General features: G+C 35.6%; 14 protein-coding genes and 1 pseudogene. 8 read left to right on the top strand and 7 right to left on the bottom strand.

The window, feature by feature from the left end; translation table 11 throughout:
* Nucleotides 1-41: 41 nt before the first annotated feature.
* The 4 genes from GKR88_07080 to GKR88_07065 are packed head-to-tail and all read left to right on the top strand — an operon-like array spanning nt 42 to nt 4,637.
* Nucleotides 42-500, top strand: a complete 459-nt coding sequence (locus tag GKR88_07080) for a transcriptional repressor (GenBank protein QMU64075.1) — start codon at nt 42-44, stop codon at nt 498-500.
* A gap of 8 nt (nt 501-508) precedes the next feature.
* Nucleotides 509-1,780 (top strand): adenylosuccinate synthase, encoded by a 1,272-nt coding sequence (locus tag GKR88_07075; GenBank protein QMU64074.1) that lies wholly within the window; start codon nt 509-511, stop codon nt 1,778-1,780.
* A gap of 38 nt (nt 1,781-1,818) precedes the next feature.
* The gene (locus GKR88_07070; GenBank protein QMU64073.1) at nt 1,819-3,444 is read left to right on the top strand and encodes a hypothetical protein; all 1,626 of its coding nucleotides are present in this window, start codon (nt 1,819-1,821) and stop codon (nt 3,442-3,444) included.
* Between the two features lie 5 nt (nt 3,445-3,449).
* Entirely contained in the window at nt 3,450-4,637 is a 1,188-nt protein-coding gene (locus tag GKR88_07065) for an aminotransferase class III-fold pyridoxal phosphate-dependent enzyme (GenBank protein ID QMU64072.1), read from the top strand.
* Between the two features lie 273 nt (nt 4,638-4,910).
* Here GKR88_07065 and GKR88_07060 read toward each other — a convergent pair whose 3' ends face one another.
* The 4 genes from GKR88_07060 to GKR88_07045 all read right to left on the bottom strand — a co-directional run bounded on the left by GKR88_07060 (nt 4,911) and on the right by GKR88_07045 (nt 10,928).
* Nucleotides 4,911-5,906 carry a transposase gene (locus GKR88_07060; GenBank protein ID QMU64071.1) on the bottom strand — a complete coding sequence of 332 codons (996 nt, stop codon included), beginning with the start codon at nt 5,904-5,906 and terminating at the stop codon, nt 4,911-4,913.
* A 276-nt stretch (nt 5,907-6,182) separates the two neighbouring features.
* Entirely contained in the window at nt 6,183-6,641 is a 459-nt protein-coding gene (locus GKR88_07055) for a hypothetical protein (protein QMU64070.1), read from the bottom strand.
* Nucleotides 6,642-7,461: 820 nt separating this feature from the next.
* Nucleotides 7,462-10,077, bottom strand: a complete 2,616-nt coding sequence (locus GKR88_07050) for a T9SS type A sorting domain-containing protein (GenBank protein ID QMU64069.1) — start codon at nt 10,075-10,077, stop codon at nt 7,462-7,464.
* A 302-nt stretch (nt 10,078-10,379) separates the two neighbouring features.
* Nucleotides 10,380-10,928, bottom strand: a complete 549-nt coding sequence (locus GKR88_07045) for a phage tail protein (protein ID QMU64068.1) — start codon at nt 10,926-10,928, stop codon at nt 10,380-10,382.
* A gap of 354 nt (nt 10,929-11,282) precedes the next feature.
* Here GKR88_07045 and GKR88_07040 point away from each other — a divergent pair.
* Nucleotides 11,283-12,361: pseudogene (locus tag GKR88_07040) on the top strand (ISAs1 family transposase).
* 62 nt (nt 12,362-12,423) lie between these two features.
* Here the strand turns inward: GKR88_07040 and lpxK are convergent.
* Nucleotides 12,424-13,446 (bottom strand): tetraacyldisaccharide 4'-kinase, encoded by a 1,023-nt coding sequence (gene lpxK / locus GKR88_07035; GenBank protein ID QMU64067.1) that lies wholly within the window; start codon nt 13,444-13,446, stop codon nt 12,424-12,426.
* A 95-nt stretch (nt 13,447-13,541) separates the two neighbouring features.
* On the opposite strand from lpxK, the gene GKR88_07030 reads away from it, so the two are divergent.
* The 3 genes from GKR88_07030 (at nt 13,542) to katG (ending at nt 17,872) form a co-directional block, all read left to right on the top strand.
* Nucleotides 13,542-14,636 carry a Nif3-like dinuclear metal center hexameric protein gene (locus GKR88_07030; protein ID QMU64066.1) on the top strand — a complete coding sequence of 365 codons (1,095 nt, stop codon included), beginning with the start codon at nt 13,542-13,544 and terminating at the stop codon, nt 14,634-14,636.
* A 3-nt stretch (nt 14,637-14,639) separates the two neighbouring features.
* Entirely contained in the window at nt 14,640-15,413 is a 774-nt protein-coding gene (locus GKR88_07025) for a hypothetical protein (protein QMU64065.1), read from the top strand.
* A 254-nt stretch (nt 15,414-15,667) separates the two neighbouring features.
* A complete protein-coding gene (katG, locus tag GKR88_07020) occupies nt 15,668-17,872 on the top strand; it encodes a catalase/peroxidase HPI (protein QMU64064.1) in 2,205 nt (734 codons plus the stop codon).
* Between the two features lie 19 nt (nt 17,873-17,891).
* Here the strand turns inward: katG and GKR88_07015 are convergent, their stop codons facing one another.
* Entirely contained in the window at nt 17,892-18,035 is a 144-nt protein-coding gene (locus GKR88_07015) for a hypothetical protein (GenBank protein QMU64063.1), read from the bottom strand.
* Between the two features lie 270 nt (nt 18,036-18,305).
* Nucleotides 18,306-19,370: a ketoacyl-ACP synthase III gene (locus GKR88_07010; protein ID QMU64062.1), complete on the bottom strand. Its 1,065-nt coding sequence runs from the start codon at nt 19,368-19,370 to the stop codon at nt 18,306-18,308.
* Between the last annotated feature and the right edge of the window lie 541 nt (nt 19,371-19,911).

Below are 19,911 nucleotides of genomic sequence, written 5' to 3'. Positions count from 1 at the left end.
AATAATAACACTAAATTTGTATTTCCATAAGAGCATTTTATATGAACTCTGTTAATAATCAAGAGATAGTAAAAAAGGTATTTACCGGTTACCTAGAAGAAAACAAGCATAGAAAGACCCCTGAGAGATATGCCATTCTTCAGGAAATTTACGAAGTAGAAGAACATTTTGATATTGAATTTTTATACGTCAAAATGAAAGACAAAAATTATCGGGTAAGCAGAGCTACCCTATACAATACCATTGATTTACTATTGGACTGCGGATTGGTCAGAAAACACTTGTTTAACGGTCAAACAATGGCCCGCTATGAGAAAAGTTATTTTGATAAACAACACGACCATGTGATTATTGTTGATACCGGCGAAGTAAAAGAGTTTTGTGATCCGAGAATACAAAGTATAAAGAAAACAATTGAAGATGTTTTTGATATTGATATTCACAATCATTCACTTTATTTTTACGGAACAAAAAAAAAGACAAAAAATAACTCTAATTAACATCTCAAATGGCTGTAGATTTATTACTCGGATTGCAATGGGGAGATGAAGGAAAAGGAAAAATTGTAGATGTTCTTACTCAAAATTACGACATCATTGCAAGGTTTCAGGGAGGGCCCAATGCGGGACATACGTTACTATTTGATGGTGCTAAGCATGTTTTACATACCATCCCTTCAGGGATATTCCATGAGGAATCTTTAAACATCGTGGGCAATGGGGTAGTAATCGATCCTGTTATTTTTAAAAAAGAATTAGAGAACCTGCATATACATGCTATTGACTATAGATCCAAACTTCTGATTTCCAGAAAAGCACATTTAATATTGCCAACACACAGATTGTTAGATGCCGCATCGGAAGCTTCCAAAGGAAAAGCAAAAATTGGGTCTACACTAAAAGGAATTGGCCCTGCGTATATGGATAAGACAGGTAGAAACGGAATGCGTGTCGGTGATTTGGAATTAGAAAACTGGAAAGACAAATACAATGCTTTAACGGAGAAGCATATTAAAATGCTGGAATTTTTCGATGTGGATATTCAATATGACCTGAAAGAGTTAGAAGCTGAGTTCTCCGACGGAATAGCTATGCTAAAGACATTACAATTCGTAGACAGCGAAGCTTTTTTAAATACTGCTATGAAAGAAAAAAAACGCATTTTAGCAGAAGGAGCACAAGGGTCTTTATTGGACATTGATTTTGGTACCTACCCTTATGTAACATCATCTAATACCACTGCGGCAGGGGCATGTACAGGCTTAGGAATAGCGCCTAATAAGATCAACAGGGTTTTTGGAATCTTTAAAGCTTATACCACCCGAGTTGGATCCGGCCCCTTCCCAACGGAATTATTTGATAATGATGGTAAAACCATGGCCAAAGCCGGTCATGAGTTTGGAGCAACTACCGGAAGACCAAGACGATGTGGGTGGTTAGACTTGGTAGCATTAAAATATGCTATCCGGGTCAACGGTGTAACCGAACTGATGATGATGAAAGGAGATGTTCTTTCCGGTTTTAAAAGGATAAAAATATGTACTTCTTATATCTATAAGAATGAAAAAGTTACCTATCTGCCTTATAATATAGAACCCGAAAATGTAACGCCCGTCTATACGGAGTTTGAAGGATGGGATGAAGATTTGACAAAAATGACGGAAAAAAATCAACTTCCAAAAAAACTATTAGATTATATTGCCTTTATAGAAAAAGAAGCAGAAACCCCTGTAAAGATGGTTTCTGTAGGGCCGGATAGAAAACAAACCATTTCTGATTAAAGGCATGATCATTGTCCATATAGTTTAAAAACAATCTTTTGAGAAAAATTTTCACCATCACTTTTCTAATCATTGCAACTTTAGGATTTTCTCAAAGTAAGAGTAAGAGAATCAAAATATTGAATGCAAAAATTAGCAGTGCAAATGAAGAAAAATTTCCGGGAGCAATTATCTTAACCGGTAATGTAAAAATAAAACACGAAGGAGCTATCTTAAACTGTAACAGTGCTTTATTTTATAAGGAACGTAATTTTTTTAAAGCCTATGGCAGTGTTGTTATCAACCAGGGAGATACCATCATTCAAACCAGTGATTATGTAGATTATGATGCAAATGCCAAACAATCGCTATCCTGGGGAAATGTGGTATTAAGAGATCCGGTAATGACCCTTACTACGGACACTTTATATTTTGACAGAAAGCAACAAAAATTATTTTACGAGGATTTTGCAACGATCAGAGATCAGACCAATACGTTAAAAAGCAAAAAAGGCACCTATCTGCTCGAGCAAAAAAAGTTTACCGCAACAAGTGCCGTAACCATTGACAATCCGGAAAATCTTATCACATCACATCACCTGGATTATTATACGGAATTTGGTCATGCCTATCTATATGGCCCCTCTACTATTACCGGAAAAAAAGAAGGAAATAAGATATATTGTGAAAGAGGGTTTTACAATACCAAAACAGACATTTCCCATTTTGTAAAAAATGCAAAACTATTTTTAAAAGACAGGATTATTCAAGGGGATAGTTTGTATTATGACAAACCCAGCGGTTTTGCTTCGGCAACCCGCAATATCAAAATAACAGATACCGTGCAAAATTTTGTTGCCAAAGGGAACTATGCCGAATTGTTTCAGCAAAAAGATTCCATATTTATTATAAAACGAGCGGTAGCCATATCGGTTATAGAAAAAGATTCTATGTATATTCACGGTGATACTCTATTGGTAACCGGTAAACAAAAAGAACGAATCATAAGGACGTATCATAACGTAAAAATCTTTAAAACCGATTTACAAGGCAAATGCGATTCATTACATACCGATGAACTTACCGGAATTACCAAAATGTTCTACAACCCGGTTTTATGGTCTGAAAAAAATCAAATTACCGGAGATAGTATACTATTGTTAACAGATAAAGTGACCGAAAAATTAGATTCGTTAAAAGTTTTGAACAACTCGTTTATCATTCAAAAAGACTCTATAGATCCTCATCATTTCAATCAAATCAAAGGTCGGAATATGTATGGTAAGTTTATAAAAAATAAGCTAAGAACATTACTGGTAAAAGGAAACGGAGAAGCTGTCAACCACAATCGCAATGAAAAGGGAGTCCTGGAGACCATTACAAAACAATATTGCAGCAATATTGAATTTGAAATAAAAAATAATAAAATAGATGCTATTAAATGTATCAAACAATCGGACGGAAAAACCTATCCTCCGTCTCAATTTCCCGTTGATGATAAAAAACTACGCGGATTTGTTTGGCGCGAAGAGGAACAACCTAAAGTTATGGAAGATATTTTTATAAAAGGAAAAACAGTTCCCAAAAAAAACCGTATCAACCCTACTTCTCTAAAAGAAAATTCGCTGATACAAAAAGAAAGTACTAAAAATAAGGTAGAAGATGGCGAGATCATAAAAAATTAGCTTTCATGAAAGTTGATTTTCTAAAATACCAGGCACAAACATCATCTTCTCCGCTCTCTTTGGAAGTTTCCCGGGCAAAAGGAAGTTATATCTATGACACGGCGGGCAAAAAATACCTGGATTTTATCGCCGGAGTTTCCGTAAATAATCTGGGACATAATCACCCGGAAATAGTAAAAGCCGTAAAAAGACAATTAGAGGATTATATGCACGTAATGGTATATGGTGAGTTTGTTCAGAAACCTCAGGCAGATCTTTGTAAAGCATTAGCTGCAACATTACCGGAACCCTTATCTGTGGTCTACCTGACCAACTCCGGAACCGAAGCCACGGAAGGCGCGTTAAAATTAGCAAAACGATATACCCAAAGAACAGAGATCATCTCAACTAAAAACTCCTATCATGGAAATACACAAGGAGCGATGAGCGTTTCCGGTGCGGAGCAGCAAAATAGTGCTTTCAGGCCTTTAATTCCCGGAGTTCGTTTTATGGAATACAACAACGAATCCGATATTGATAAAATTACATCTAAGACTGCAGCAGTAATTCTCGAAACTATCCAGGGGGGAGCCGGTTTTATTGTGCCCAAAAATGAGTATTTGAAAAAAGTAAAAGAACGGTGTCATGAAGTGGGTGCATTATTCATTTTAGATGAAATTCAAACCGGAATCGGCAGAACCGGTACTTTTTGGGGCTTTGAAAACTACCATATAACTCCGGATATCATCATCACCGGAAAAGGCTTGGGCGGAGGAATGCCCATTGGAGCTTTTATTGCCAATCATGATATGATGAGCATACTAAAAGAAAACCCAAAACTGGGACATATTACCACCTTTGGAGGACATCCTGTAGTAGCAGCTGCAGGTTTGGTTGCCTTAAGAGAAATCACACAATCTAACCTAATTGCGGAAACATTAGGAAAAGAACAGTTGATCAGGAGTTTATTACATCACCCTCTGATAAAAGAGATCAGAGGAAAAGGATTGATGCTGGCCATGATAGCAGAAACTTCTAAAATTGCTACCGAAATAGTTTACCGATGTTTAGAGGAAGGATTGCTGTTATTTTTCTTACTTTTTGACAGTACTGCTGTAAGAATTACTCCGCCTCTTACCATTTCCGATGATGAAATCCGAAATGGATGTGCTATTATTAATAAGGTGTTGCATGCTATAGAAAACAATCTGTAGAGACCTTTGCAGAATTGATTTGGCAAAAAAGTTCGACACCCGAGGAAAATTTTCAACCGGAATAACCTATTGGTTTTGAGGATTTAAAATTTTCGAGAAGGAAGAAATTTGAAGTCAAATCAATTTCAATACGGAACATATCACTATTTTGCAAAGGTCTCCTGTAAATACTTTTACAAATTAAAATAAGAGCAGGATAAAGTAACATAATTTTGCATACCCCCGTATTCTATGATAAAAACAAGTAAAAGTTGAGATATTATTTTTACTAATTTATGCAGCAAATTTAAAAGTATCTACATAGGGTGTTTGTCGTTTGACAACGGCAAACACTCTTGCTATTAATTTGTTTCTAATAATGTTAACGGTACTCATTTTACTTTTGCCTTGTTTTATTCTTTTATGATAGTATAATTTCATTTCTGGGTTATGTTGTATAGCAGAAATAGCGCACATATTAATAATTGCTTTCAATTTTTTATTAGCCAAATGAGAGACTTTTGTACGTCCTTTAATACTAGTTCCAGATTGGTAAGGAAAAGGAGCAACACCACAATAAGAGGCAAACTTTCTCCAGTTTTCAAATTTTGAAAAATTGTCAGTAAACACAATCATCATTATAGCAGTTTGCATTCCTATACCTTTAACACTAGTAACAAGTTTATAGGTTTCTTTTAACATTATATTTTGGTCAATAATAGCTTGCATTTGAGTATTAATCTTGTGTATTTGTTTGGTTAGTTCTGCAATCATTTTTTGTTGAACGTCAAAGATTATTTTATACTCTTTTGCTTTATAAATTCTTTTTTGTTCTTTCAAAGTAACTTTAAAACCAGCTCTTTGTTTGTTAAGTTTTGTCCTTAAAGATAAGAGACTTTTTAGTTGTAATATACTTCTTTTAGGTAGCTTACTGGGTTTAAGTTCTTCTTTTAATCGATACCCATATAGAGCAATGCGTTTGGCATCAATTTGGTCATCCTTTCCACGAGCAATACCAATAGATCTTTTAATTTCTAAACCAGAAGCTATGAAAAAAGATAATTTTTGTTCAGTTAAAGACACAGATAATAAATGAGAGTACATTCCTGTATGTTCAAATACAAACATGGTTTCTTCTTTAGAGAAAGACGAATTTTTAAAACTCCACTTTAGCATTAATTTAAATCCAGATTTACTGTTCTCAAACTGTTGAACAATTTGTTTAGAATAGATACAAACATCAATTAATAATTTACTGACATCGATTCCGATAATTTCATTTGTTTTCATAATTTTGTAATTAGATATTAATAATAGTTACTTAAACTAAGACCTTTAATAAGGGCAGAAACTGAAATTCTATATGGTTCTAAGTAACTTTTAAAAAGAACGGAGACTAATACGGGGGATGGCTCTAAAAAGCTAGCTGGCCGCTAAAGTTCACTCCGTTCTTTTGTGTTTTTGGTTATCAACAAAATAAGAGTTATTAACAAAGAAAAAAAGAAGCAAAAAAAGAAATTTCATCATAACTATTATGTTTTTATTTTAAGTAATTATTTCTATTTGCTAATCTAAAGGATCCGTATGAATACGCTTTAAAAAATCTACTACGGAAAATAAATTCTTAAACAGGTTCTGCCTTACTCTTCGTGTATTTGTATGAATATCAATTAAAAGATCAGTGCTGGCATATGTTGTTATAAGTACCTGGTGTAACTTGTCAAAATCACTAAACTCACAAGCATTGATATAACCGATATGCTTAAACTCCTGGATATTATAAAAATACCTTGCCCCGATTCTTATGGCTGCTTCCGGCTTTTTCTTTTTCTTAACATCCAATATGGCAATATCCGATGTACTTTTTATTTGAATTGATTTTAACAGATCAAATGTATCATCGCTACTTCCATTGTTTACAAAACACAGTTTTAAATTTGTTATTTGATCTAAAGATTCAACAAATTTAATTTCACTTATCTCTTTTTCATTGTTACGAAAGATGATGATGACCCCTATTCCCATACGAATACTATTTTAATTGTTTTTCTAACCAAAAAATATTGTTTTCAAAGTGTTTTGCAGTTACTGAAATAAGTTTTGTCTGATCCAAACTATTCGGTTTACTCAAAAAATGAAACCGGTTTTCCGGTATCCACGGTTCGTTAAGCAAACTTTAAGCTCGGAACTTTTACACTCAAAACGGTATTAGCCGAACCCCCAAAACTAATATTACCCCAAAAATAGTCTGATCGTTGCTTCACTGTGAAGTCCATTCGACATATTATGAAAAAATATCGGTAAAATAAATTTTTATATCGTTTAAAGGTAGCAAGCCCAATAAGCAGATATTTTCCAAAAAAATGTCACGATACCAAAAAAGATGTACTATCAAGTGAAATAATACATTCTTTATGGCAATATGAGTTTAATACGTTACCGTTTGAGGCTGACCCGCTTATATAGGCTTTAATTGCATCGTAACTATGTAATGAATAATCTATACTGACAGGGTTTGCAATTGTAGATAGCCCCGGTAATTAGTACCATACTGTTTTTAAGAGCGTTTCTAAAAACCAAGTCGATTTTATCCAACTTTTCGTTACGTGCTTACAAGCTTTCCAACTTGAAACTTTTAACTACCCTTAAATAATGAAAACCCTGTCCCGAGATTATTTGCCTTTTGCAACTCATACCTTCGAAAACTAAAAACAGTACCCCTGTTAGTAGTAAAGCTACCCTCTTATCATAATTTCTCTAAACATCGACAAGGTTTTTGCGTGAACTCCTTCTTTTGTTGTCTTTTACTTTTGATCTTATCAGTATATATTATTCTATACCTTCTTTACTCTATAATTATTTTTTTCGTATGCTTTTCATTACCGGAAATCACCTGAACAAAATATATTCCTCTTTTAAGATCATCAGGTAATGGAACATCGTGAACCAGATTTCGGGTATCAAAATGATGTACAAAAACTTTTCTTCCGGAAATTGTATATACCTTAAGACTGGCAGTTCCCTGATGCACCAAACCGGTAACTCTGAGAGTACGATTAGCCGTTTTATACAGGTCTACATATTCTAATAAACCTTTTTCTATACTCAGCGTGCTTTGCGCCGTATGTAAGTAAAAACGGCCTGCTCCGCTTATGGCATCGGTTAACGTAACTTCATAAGAATCATCATTTATTTTTTGTACGGTATGGTTTGCCAGATCTTGCAGGTATACATCAATACCTTCGGGCAAATTATCCGCTACGGTGCTAAACGTCAGGGTTTCATTTTCGGAAGCCTTTACGGATAGCGGAACAACTATAGTTTCATAGTCAGTATCGGGTAAGCATTGCAACATAAAATCCACTCCCCTGTTATCGCTCACCAGGTGTGTATTTATGGACAAACCTGTGGAACCGGCTTCAAAAGCACCTGCATCGTATCCTACGTCCAGGCCGGTAGTGGTATTTTCCGAATACTTAAGCGTAGTAACTTTATCTAACGTACCATTAGACAAATGTACCTCGATGGCAGGAATGATAGTATTATTCGATGTTCTGGAAGAAAGACCCAGCCCCGATTGATGGTTTTGAATGCTTTCGGAAAATGTAAAATTTTCACTGGCGTCTCTGGTTCTAACCACAAAAGCTTGTCCCGGTGCCAGCTGAAATGCAGAAGATATATGGTTAACTGTCGTATACGCTGAGCCGTTCCATATATACAAAGCTGTATGCTCCGCATGCAGAGCGCTCATATTTTCTCCTAAAACATTGGTGGTGGCATTCGCATTGTTATTTGCCGGTAAATACGAAGGATACGGATTTCCTATACAACTCCAATAGTGAGTACCGCTAGCTGTTGACAATGGGGCTATAACATTTGAAGTAGCCATAGTGCCTTCAAATGTAAACTCTCCTGCAGCAGACCTGCTAAATGAATATCCTTGACCACTCACAAAATTACCTGCACCCGGTGCTGTAGTTGTCGAATAATACACCCAGCGATTTCCTACTCCTAATGTGTTATCATAGGTTCCAATTGCATATTCATTACTACCGTTAGTTCTAATAGCATTGGTACCATTTACATTGGTTGCAAAATCATTAATACCCTGTGAAGTTACGGGAGCAGCTACCAAATGCCAGTTCGCATCATCTATAAACCGTTTGTAAATAATATTTCCGGTGGCAGTACCATTCACGATTAACGACCCTCTATGACTAGCATTTGAGTTTACCGTTAAGCTACCGGCTGCACCTACTGTCAGGTTATTTACAGTTGCTCCTGTAGTAGTACTGATAACAGGGTCGTTTGTCACATTATTTATCACTACATTTTGTGAGCCGGTGGGTACTGAGTTTAAGCTCCAGTTGCCGGCCGTAGCCCAATCGGAGTTTGTGGTACCGGTAAACACATTGGTATCTATGGCATCTGTAGTAAAGATAAGAGCATTTCCGTAGCTCGTTCCCTGGCTGTTGGTTGCATATGCTCTAAATGAATATTGAGTATTCAATGACAAGCCCGAAATCGTTTCCGAAAAAGTTCCCGTACCCGATCCGTTTGTATCTGTCGTTACTCCGGTACCGCCAATAACCGGGTTTGCATTGGTAGCAGTTACCGCATATACCACTCCTCTTGTGGTTACCGAAGCACCTCCGTCTGCAGTAACATTACCACCCAAAACAGCACTGGTTCCGTATATATTAGATGCTGCAGTGGAAGCAACTGTTGGGGTAGAAGTGGTAGCATTTCCTTCTACACGTAAGTTATCTATGGCAATCTCTTCGTTACCTGCATTAGAAGAAATATTGATCTTGATTTGCAGGGTACTTCCCGAAATCCCACTGATATCAAAAGTAAACTCTGTTAATGCTACTCCAAGTGCAGTACCATCACCAATATCATCACCATTGGTATCCTGACTCAATTGCCCTGAACCATTACCCGTAAAAAGGCCTAGTTGCTGATACGCTCCCCCATCTACCGAATAAGTGATTTGTACATAATCCGGTCTAGCAGTTGTTTCATTATAAAGCTCATAGCTAGATCCTGTTGCTCCTATCAATAGCTTTAACGAGGTCAGTGTATGAGAACTGATAGTAATAGAAGCCGTAGTAATCTGTGCAATTTCCACATCGGTTCTGGCAGGCGGATTGGGAATACTACTATCTCCTGTCAGTAAACATGCTTCCTGATCGCAAGGTCCTCCGGAACCATCTACATCTTCTATGGCAAGAATATTCGAACCATTTTGCCCGGTATATGTTGACGTTGTCCAGGCAGCAGCAGTTGCAGGGGTTGCTCTTATAAGGTAATCTTGTCCTAAGTCATTAAAAAATGAAGGTTGTACGGTATAGGTAGTACCACTGGGTGCCGCTTCAAAGCTTTCGCTGTAGAGAGTCGTTTGGGCATATCCGGTGAGTACTGCCAACTGGATAAAAATAAACAATATCTGTTTCTTCATGATATATTATTTGGGTGGTTGTAAAGAAATTATTTTTAATAATTACTGGGAGGGTAGTATAAAATACAATGATACAAGCCAGTGAAGTTCATTATGAGATGAGATACCAACATTCAATGTATACCCTGTTAACTTTTATTTTACTCACTAAAAAACTGTCATTTTCTCAGTATTAATAAGGATTCAATTGCACTTTTAACTTAGAACTTTTAAACTTTAAACTGTATTACACCTTCCGTAATGAACTTCACTGGATTCAAAGAGTGTCTTTCAACAACCTTGAAACTTTCAACACTATGATATTAGGTTCGGGAAGGATATATTCCAGATGTACAGATAATATAATTAAGACCTAACGAGGGCTGCCTGATATCAATTGGAAAATATTTTCCCTCAGCAGGTTCTATAGTGACTGAAACCGGCGATTCTCCCATTTGTGCATTTGCAGAATTTGCAAAATAGTCATTGGGGGATGTACTCGACAAAAAATTTCCTTGCGGGTTATCACTATCTTCCGGGCTACCACTGTTACATAGCGGAGCAACCGTAGCTGAAACCGAATGGGTATGTGAGGGTAGATGATCAACAGTCAAAACTACGGATTCGGAGCCATAACTGGATCCTAATGGTACATTGTTTAAGCCCGTGCCGGTACCGGTACACACAGGGACTCTGGATCTTAAATCGGGCAATGCAAAAGTGGTTCTGCCATCACCCCCATAAATGGTGCCTAAGATTGAAAATAGTGCTTCATTTTGACTAATCGACCATAACTGGCCGTTGCAAAACTCCCAAAACCTCGGAGCAAAATTCCCTGCAAATATTCGGATTTCTGCTAAAAAACTATCCATAAAAATTGAATTTTAAGTTTATAAATTGATTTAAAAATTGTATTGAAGACCTGAATTTGTAGATTTACAAACCGAAATAGATTAATATATCTAGGGGTATCAAGTAGAGCAAATGTACAATAAATTTATCATTTTACCAAATAATAAATTATTTATTGTAGGGCAAACGCGCCATAAAAAGTTTCTGAAAGTTAGATTTTATTCTTATTTTTCTATAGGGTTCTATATGTTAAAGAGCGGTTTAAATATTTGACATTCAGTCAAATAATTGTTGTTTATGTGATTGATTATTTGTATATTATACTAGTAATCAATATTTTAACATCAATGTAAAACAACAATAAACTATTAACTATTTTCAGTCAAGTAGACGATCCTAGTCGTGATTTGAGGAAAGACACCATTTAAATGACATCCTCCTTATTGGTATTATTTCTGTGATTTGTGGAGGGGATTCGTGGAATGAAATGGAACAGTATGGTCTGGAAAAAGAAGATTTTCTCAAAACCTTTCTCAAACCAGATAACCGTATCCCTTCTCACGACACTTTCAACAGAGTATTTTCTGCTATCAATCCGAAGCAATTTGAATATTGTTTTATAGATTGGGTTAAAGAACTTGCTAAGTTGAATGACAAAGAGGTCGTTGCAGTAGATGATAAAACCCTCAGAGGAGCAAAAAGTTATGGTAAGAAATCACCCTAGCATATTGTCAGCGCATGGGCTAGTGAACAAAATTTAGTTCCAAGTCAAGTAAAAACCAGTGAAAAGTCAAATGAAATTACTGCAATTCCAGAATTGCTAAAGGCACGCTGTTTAGAAAATACAGTAGTAACCATAGAGGCAATGGGTTGGCAAGAGAAGATAGCAAAGATAATCATCGATAAAAAAGCAGATTAGGTGTTAGCAGTAAAAGAAAATCAGAAACAATTATATCTAGACATTGAAGATGAGTTAGATTTGCTAAAGATTTAGAGACACATATGGATCAAGATGTAGACCATGGAAAAATTGAAACTAGAGTGTGTAGTATCATCACAGATTTTAAGCACATAGAAAATATTCATAAATGGAAACAGTTAAAATGTGTCATCAAAATAGAAAGTCTGAGAGAATTTAAAAATTCTGACAAACCTATAGAAAAAACAACACGCTATTATATCTCAAGCCTTGAGGCTAAAGCTGAAGACTTTCAAAAAGCGATTCGATCACATTAGAGTATAGAAAATAAATTACATTGGACTTTAGGATGTTCCTTTCTCAGAGGATGCTTCAAGAAAACGAACAGGAAATGCAGCTCAAAATTTTGCCATACTTACCAAAATTGCCCTAAATCTGCTTAAAAATGATAAGTCGGTCAAGATTGGAGTCAAAGGAAAACGACTTAAAGCTGCTTGGAGTGATCAGTACCTATTGAAAATAATCAAAGTATGACGCATTTGCCCTGATGATTTTATTATCTGAACTCATCTTTACATTTTCAATTGTTAAAAAGCTTACCATTCAGGTAGCTGTTCCAAAATCTTTCTCTCAAATTCAATTTGATTATTGAGGAGTTTTGTTTCTATTTCCAAATAGCTCAAATTTTTTATAGCATCTGATAGTCGCACATAATCCTTTTCAGTAGTCAGGATGAGTTTCATGGCAGATGAGAGGTTTATATAAACAGTATTGATAGCAGCAATATCCGCTCCTGAAAAATGATGGTGATCAGGGTATTTCAAATGTTTATAACGGATGCTTTTCGAATCTAAAAACCGTACTAACGGAGTTGGGTTGGCAATTCCCGTAACCAGTAGAATTTCATACTTTTTTAAATCTTCAATCGCAATTTCCTTGCTTCCTTTTGTTTTATCGGGATATAAAACCGAAGAAAAGAAAACACATTGATTTCGGCTTGTTTTAAGTTTTTTCCGGATTCTTTTCTGTTCACTTTCCGATAATTTTTCAGGACATTTTGTAACCACAATGATATGTGCTCTTTTTGCGCTACTTCTGTGCTCTCTTAAATTCCCGACAGGCAACAGAAAATCATCCGTATATAAATCACCATATTTAGTTAAGAGTATGTACAATCCTGCTTTCAATTTTCGATGTTGAAAAGCATCGTCTAATAAAATAACATCGGGTTTTATTAATTTTTGCAATTGTTGAATTCCATGTACGCGATTGGCATCTACGACAACAGAAATAGCAGGAAATTTTTTAAAAAATTGTAAAGGCTCATCTCCCACAGTCTCGGCATCGTGTTTGCTATTAAGTAGAATGAACCCTCTCGTTTTTCTTCTGTAGCCCCTACTCAAAACGGCTATTTTTTTATTGCTTTGCAACAAGCGAATCAGATATTCTGTCTGAGGGGTTTTTCCTGTTCCTCCCACGCTCAAATTTCCAACAGCAATAACAGGAATAGTAAAAGAAGTTGATTTTAAAATACCCATATCAAAAAAAGCATTCCGAATGGAGGTAATCAATCCATACAAAATTGCAAATGGGAACAATAAATAACAAGCCTGCCTCATTGCTACGAAAGTACGGTAAAAATCTTAACTTTGACCTTTTGTCAATTGAGTGAATTTAATTTTTACTGATATACTGAATTATAAAAATATGTAAAATGACCATTAGAGAAGTTACAAATTATATAGAAGAACTTGCTCCGCTTGCTTATGCGGAAGATTTTGATAATGTGGGATTATTAACAGGCAATTACCAAACAAAAGTAAGCGGTATTCTCGTGGCCTTGGATACGCTGGAAGAAACCGTTGACGAGGCTATTGCAAATCGTTGTAATTTGATTGTTAGCTTCCATCCTATTATTTTTAGCGGACTAAAGAAATTAAACGGAGATACCTATGTGGAACGTGTTGTTTTAAAAGCTATTAAAAATGATATTGCTATCTATGCTACACATACGGCATTGGACAATAGTAAAAATGGAGTGAGTGCTAAAATAGGTGAAGTTCTGGGGTTAGACAACCTACAAATTTTAATTTCTAAAAAAAGGATTATTCATAAGCTAACCACTTTTGTTCCTGTTGCAAATGCCGAGCAACTCAAAAAGGCATTATTTGAAGCCGGTACGGGAAATATTGGAAACTATGACCATTGTAGTTTTTCTGTAGAAGGAATGAGTACTTATAGAGGGAATGAAAATGCAAATCCCGTTATTGGAGAAAAAGGAAGTATTCATTCTGAAAAAGAAGTAGCAATTTCCGTAGTTTATGAAAACAAAAATGAGCAACGAGTTTTAAAGGCCCTGCAAAATAATCATCCGTATGAAGAAATAGCCTATGATATTGTGGTGACAGAAAATGTACATCAGAATATAGGTATGGGAATGTCAGGGACACTACCCAATCCTATGAATGAAAAAGACTTTCTTGTTTTCATAAAAAAAACGATGAAGACCGCCTGTATCAGGCATTCAAATTATACCGGAAAAAAGATTCGAAAGATAGCAGTTCTGGGAGGTTCGGGAAGTTTTGCTATTTCAAACGCTATTCGTTGTGGAGCAGATGCATATATCAGTGCAGATTTTAAATATCATGATTTTTTTAAAGCAGAAGGAAAAATGCTTCTGGCAGATATCGGGCATTATGAAAGCGAGCAGTTTACAAAAAATCTTTTGCATGAATATCTTACAAAAAAAATTGTTAATTTTGCAGTTGTTTTATCAGAAAAAAGTACAAATCCTATTTACTATATATAAATTATGGCCAAGAAGAAAGAAATTAGTACGGAAGATAAATTAAGAGCACTATATGATTTGCAACTAATTGACTCCAGAATTGATGAAATTAAAAATATGAGAGGTGAATTACCTCTTGAAGTAGAAGATCTGGATGACGAAGTTACAGGATTAAATACCAGGCTTTCAAATTTAGCTGAAGACGTTTCTAATTTGGAAACTGATATCAATAACAAGAAAATTACTATTGATCAGTCCAAAGCTTTAATGAGTAAATATGAGGAACAACAAAAGAAAGTGCGTAATAACAGAGAATTTGATTCATTATCTAAAGAAATTGAATTTCAAGAATTGGAAATAGAATTGGCCGAAAAAAGAATTAAAGAATACAAAGCTAAGATTGAGCAGAAAAATGAAGTTATTGGATCTACTAAAGAAAAATTAGAGCAACAACAACAGCACTTAGGTCATAAGAAAAAAGAACTGGAGGCCATTTTAAAAGAGACCGAAAAAGAAGAAAAATTATTACAAGAAAAATCCAAAGAATTTTCCGCCTCAATAGATAATTATTTGTTACAAGCATACAAGAGGATTAGAAACAAAGTAAAAAATGGTCTGGCCGTAGTTTCCATAGAAAGAGGAGCTTCCGGAGGATCTTTCTTTACTATTCCACCTCAGGTTCAATTGGAAATTGCCAATCGCAAGAAAATAACTACTGATGAGCATAGTGGAAGAATTTTAGTGGATGCTGCACTGGCTGCCGAAGAGAGAGAAAAAATAGACAAACTTCTTGCTTAGTATTTCTTACCGTTAATTAATTTGTTTTAGAATTATAGCTAAACTTAAAGTATAAAAAAACTGCTGAGTGTATCACCAAATTTTCATTTGATACTTTTCGTTAGCACCCATTCGTCTCTATTGGGTTTAAGCCCGGACTGGACTTAGGTTATTTTATCATAAATATAATTTATACTTAAATAAAAAATATAAATAAAAATTATCCGAGTATTATCGTAAATTTGTCACAATTCATAATAACTAATCTATCAAAAATGGAAAATAATACCGGTGACAAAAATAAATGCCCTTTTATGGGTGGAGAGTTAAAACAAAGTGCAGGTGGCGGAACATCTAATAAAGATTGGTGGCCTAATCAGCTAAAATTAAATATTTTAAGGCAGCACACTTCAGCATCTGACCCTATGGGCAACCATTTTGACTATGCTAAAGAGTTTAATTCTCTTGATTTACAAGCATTAAAAAAAGATTTGTTCCATCTAATGACCGATTCTCAAGATTGGTGGCCTGCCGATTATGGTCATTATGGTCCTTTATTTATTCGTATGGCCTGGCACAGTGCAGGAACCTATCGTATTGCAGACGGTCGTGGTGGTGCAGGTTCGGGAACGCAACGTTTTGCTCCGCTCAACAGTTGGCCGGACAACGGAAATTTGGATAAAGCACGCCTATTATTGTGGCCGATTAAACAAAAATACGGAAAGAAAATCTCATGGGCAGATTTAATGGTTTTAGCGGGCAATTGCGCTTTGGAATCAATGGGTTTTAAAACTTTTGGTTTTGCCGGCGGACGTGAAGATGTCTGGCAGCCGGAAGAAGATATTTATTGGGGTTCTGAAACAGAATGGCTCGGAGATAAACGGTATACCGGTGATCGCGAGTTAGAAAATCCGCTAGGTGCCGTACAAATGGGGTTGATTTATGTAAATCCCGAAGGGCCAAACGGTAATCCGGATCCGATAGCTTCCGGTAGAGATATTCGTGAAACATTTGGTCGTATGGCTATGGACGATGAAGAAACCGTAGCACTTGTTGCCGGTGGACATACATTTGGTAAAGCTCACGGTGCGGCAGATCCGGATACATATGTTGGCAGAGAACCTGCAGGAGCGAGTATTGAGGAGCAAAGTAAAGGTTGGAAAAATACCTATGGCAACGGTCATGGAAATCATACGATTACCAGTGGTATAGAAGGCGCATGGACTCCAAACCCAATACAGTGGGATCATGACTATTTTAAGGTTTTATTTGAATACGAATGGGAATTGACTAAAAGTCCTGCCGGAGCATATCAATGGAAACCTACAGCGGTTTCTGCTGCAGAAAAAGCTCCGCAGGCACACGATGCAGCAAAAACACAAGATTTAATGATGACTACTGCAGATATGGCCTTAAAAATGGATCCTATCTATGAAAAGATTTCCAGGCGTTATTATGAAAATCCCGATGCATTTGCCGATGCTTTTGCGCGTGCTTGGTTTAAACTGACACATCGTGATATGGGGCCGGGTACTCGTTATTTAGGTCCTGAAGTTCCTAAAGAAGAATTGATCTGGCAAGACCCGGTTCCTCCGGTTACACATCCCTTAATCAATGATACGGATATAGCTTCATTGAAAAGGAACATATCCGACTCAGGCTTGTCTATATCTCAATTGGCAGCTACTGCATGGGCTTCAGCTGCTACTTTCCGGGGATCTGACATGCGGGGCGGTGCAAATGGAGCAAGGCTGCGTCTGTCTCCGCAAAAATACTGGGCGGTGAATAATCCTTCTCAATTAGCTAAGGTTTTAGAGACTTTGCAAAGTATTCAAAAGGGATTTAACAGTGCTAATGAGACTCAAATCTCTTTAGCGGATATAATTGTTTTGGGCGGATGTACCGGTATTGAAACAGCAGCTAAAAATGCCGGCTATACTGTATCAGTACCTTTTACACCCGGCAGAACAGATGCTTCTAAAGAGCAAACAGATGTTGCATCATTTGCTGTTCTTGAACCGATAGCCGACGGATTTAGAAATTATGTCAAAACCAAACATACGTTATCAACAGAAGATTTGTTGGTTGATAAAGCACAATTACTGACACTAACTGCTCCGGAAATGACTGTTTTAGTAGGAGGGATGCGTGTTTTGAATATCAATTTTGACAATTCTAATCACGGTATTTTCACAAACAATACCGAAAAACTCACCAATGATTTCTTTGTAAATCTTCTCGATCTGGGAACATCCTGGAAATCAATTTCAAATGATGATAGTCTATTTGAAGGCAGTGATCGAAGTACGGGAACTATTAAATGGACGGCAACCAGGGCAGATTTAATTTTTGGTTCAAATACGGAACTTAGAGCCATTGCAGAAGTGTATGCATCCGAAGATGCTAAAGAGAAGTTTGTACAAGACTTTGTTGCTGCATGGAATAAAGTGATGAGTCTGGATCGTTTTGATATCGCTTAATGAATTCATTTAAACTTTTTCAATTTGCTAAAAAATTACTGTTTTCCGCTCTGTTTTTGTCTTTTTTCCCTTCCGTAGCGCTGCTATGCAACTCAAAAAATCCTTCAACAGCCCTAAAAACTTCTAATTTTCGCTTAAATCCAAAAAGTTTAAATGAGTTCAATATGATCTTTTTGACCATTCTTTAAAAGATTATCATTTTTTTAGAGAATGGTCATAAGGGCTAAATCAAAATAACTTGGCATAAATAAAATCTGTTGATACATTTTAAAACAAGATCGCTACGCTACTGGAATTAAGACAGTCATGATTCTTGGTTCTAGCGTTAACAGGTTTTTAAATGGTAGCTTTCGTATTGGTTTGGCTATATTTTCAGTCTAATACCAAAATGAATACTAAAGGACAAATTTGTGTAAAAAACACGTAAGTAATATTAATACCTGTATACTATAGCATTGATATTCATTCCTGCTCCTACAGAAGCTAAAATAACGACATCTCCTTTTTCTACTCTCTTTCCTTCAATTTTATTTTTCAATACTAAATCTAACAACGTTGGAACGGTAGCTACCGAACTATTGCCTAATTTATGAATACTCATAGGCATAATTCCTTCGGGAATTGGTTTTTTATACAATCTAAAGAAACGCTTGATAATGGCTTCATCCATTTTTTCATTGGCTTGATGAATAAATACTTTCTTTACTTCATCTATGGAGACATCACTTTTATCCAAAGCCATTTTCATAGCATTGGGAACGTTATTTAAAGCAAATTCATAAATTTTGCGCCCGTGCATTTTTATATAGCGCACATCCGGGTCTTCTTTTTTATCAAAAGAATTTCCAAAAAATAAATGGTATGCTTCTTCTTTGGCAAATGTTTGTGAGGCATGGCTAATGATACCGGATGTTTCACCTTCTTTCGCTTCCAAAATACATGCACCGGCTCCATCGCTGTATATCATGGAATCCCTGTCGTGCTTGTCTAAAACTCTTGATAGCATTTCTGCTCCTATAATCAATGCTTTTTTTGCAATGCCACTTTGTATAAAAGCATTCGCTTGTATAACACCTTCTACCCATCCCGGGCATCCAAACAAAATATCGTAAGCAACACAATTGGGATTTTTTATCCCCAATCTATACTTTACCCTGGTCGCCAAACTAGGCAGAATATCGCTTTGAATGGTTTTATTTCTAACATCTCCAAAATTATGTGCCAGTATGATATAATCTAATTCTTCCGGGTGAACTCCGGCATTTTCAATCGCTTTTAAAGAGGCAAAATATCCTAAATCCGAAGCATTATATTCATCTTTTGCATATCTCCTTTCTTCTATTCCTGTAATGGTTTTAAATTTATCTATAATCACCTCATTGGTACTTTCGAAATCGGAGCCGTCTGAATTTAAGAAACGATGACTGCTAAATTTTTCGTTTTCTTTTTTTACAGACGGTATATGTGTACCTGTTCCTGTAATTACTGATGAATACATATATTTAATTTGTATTGGTAATGGCAAAAGAACAAGTTTTAATGCTCTAAACCTATATTTTTTATGATATTTTTAAAATTTTTATTAATATATTAAATTATTTTCAATAATGTTAATATATTAATAGATTTCTACTTCATATTTGAGAATATGATAATCGTACAGTTGTAAGGTTTGAAAGCTTTATAAAAGTTTACCTAACTCTTTTAAAACATTCAGAAAACAGCAATTCAGCAAATTAAAAAAGGCTCTAGTTTAAATTAGGTATTATATCTTAATCCCTTGATGTTACCAGGTTTTGAATATCTTTTGGATTTAATTTTGAGGCAAAATTCAATAAAAAGAATGGAAAACTCATATTTATCAACACTATTTCAAACTAGAGCCAAGTATAAGTGAGGTTTATAATCCGACTTTTTTCGAGAAGATTACAATACACATTCGGTATTTACAGAAAAAGTTCGCATAAAAACTATCCGGGATTACCAAAATGCAGTTATAAAAATAGAGTCAAAAACGATGTTTGACCAAACTTAGTAGT

This window comes from Flavobacteriaceae bacterium, from assembly GCA_014075215.1.
Lineage (GTDB): Bacteria > Bacteroidota > Bacteroidia > Flavobacteriales > Flavobacteriaceae > Polaribacter.
The sequence above is the reverse complement of the archived record's forward strand: the minus strand, read 5'-3'. Positions and strand labels throughout refer to the sequence as shown.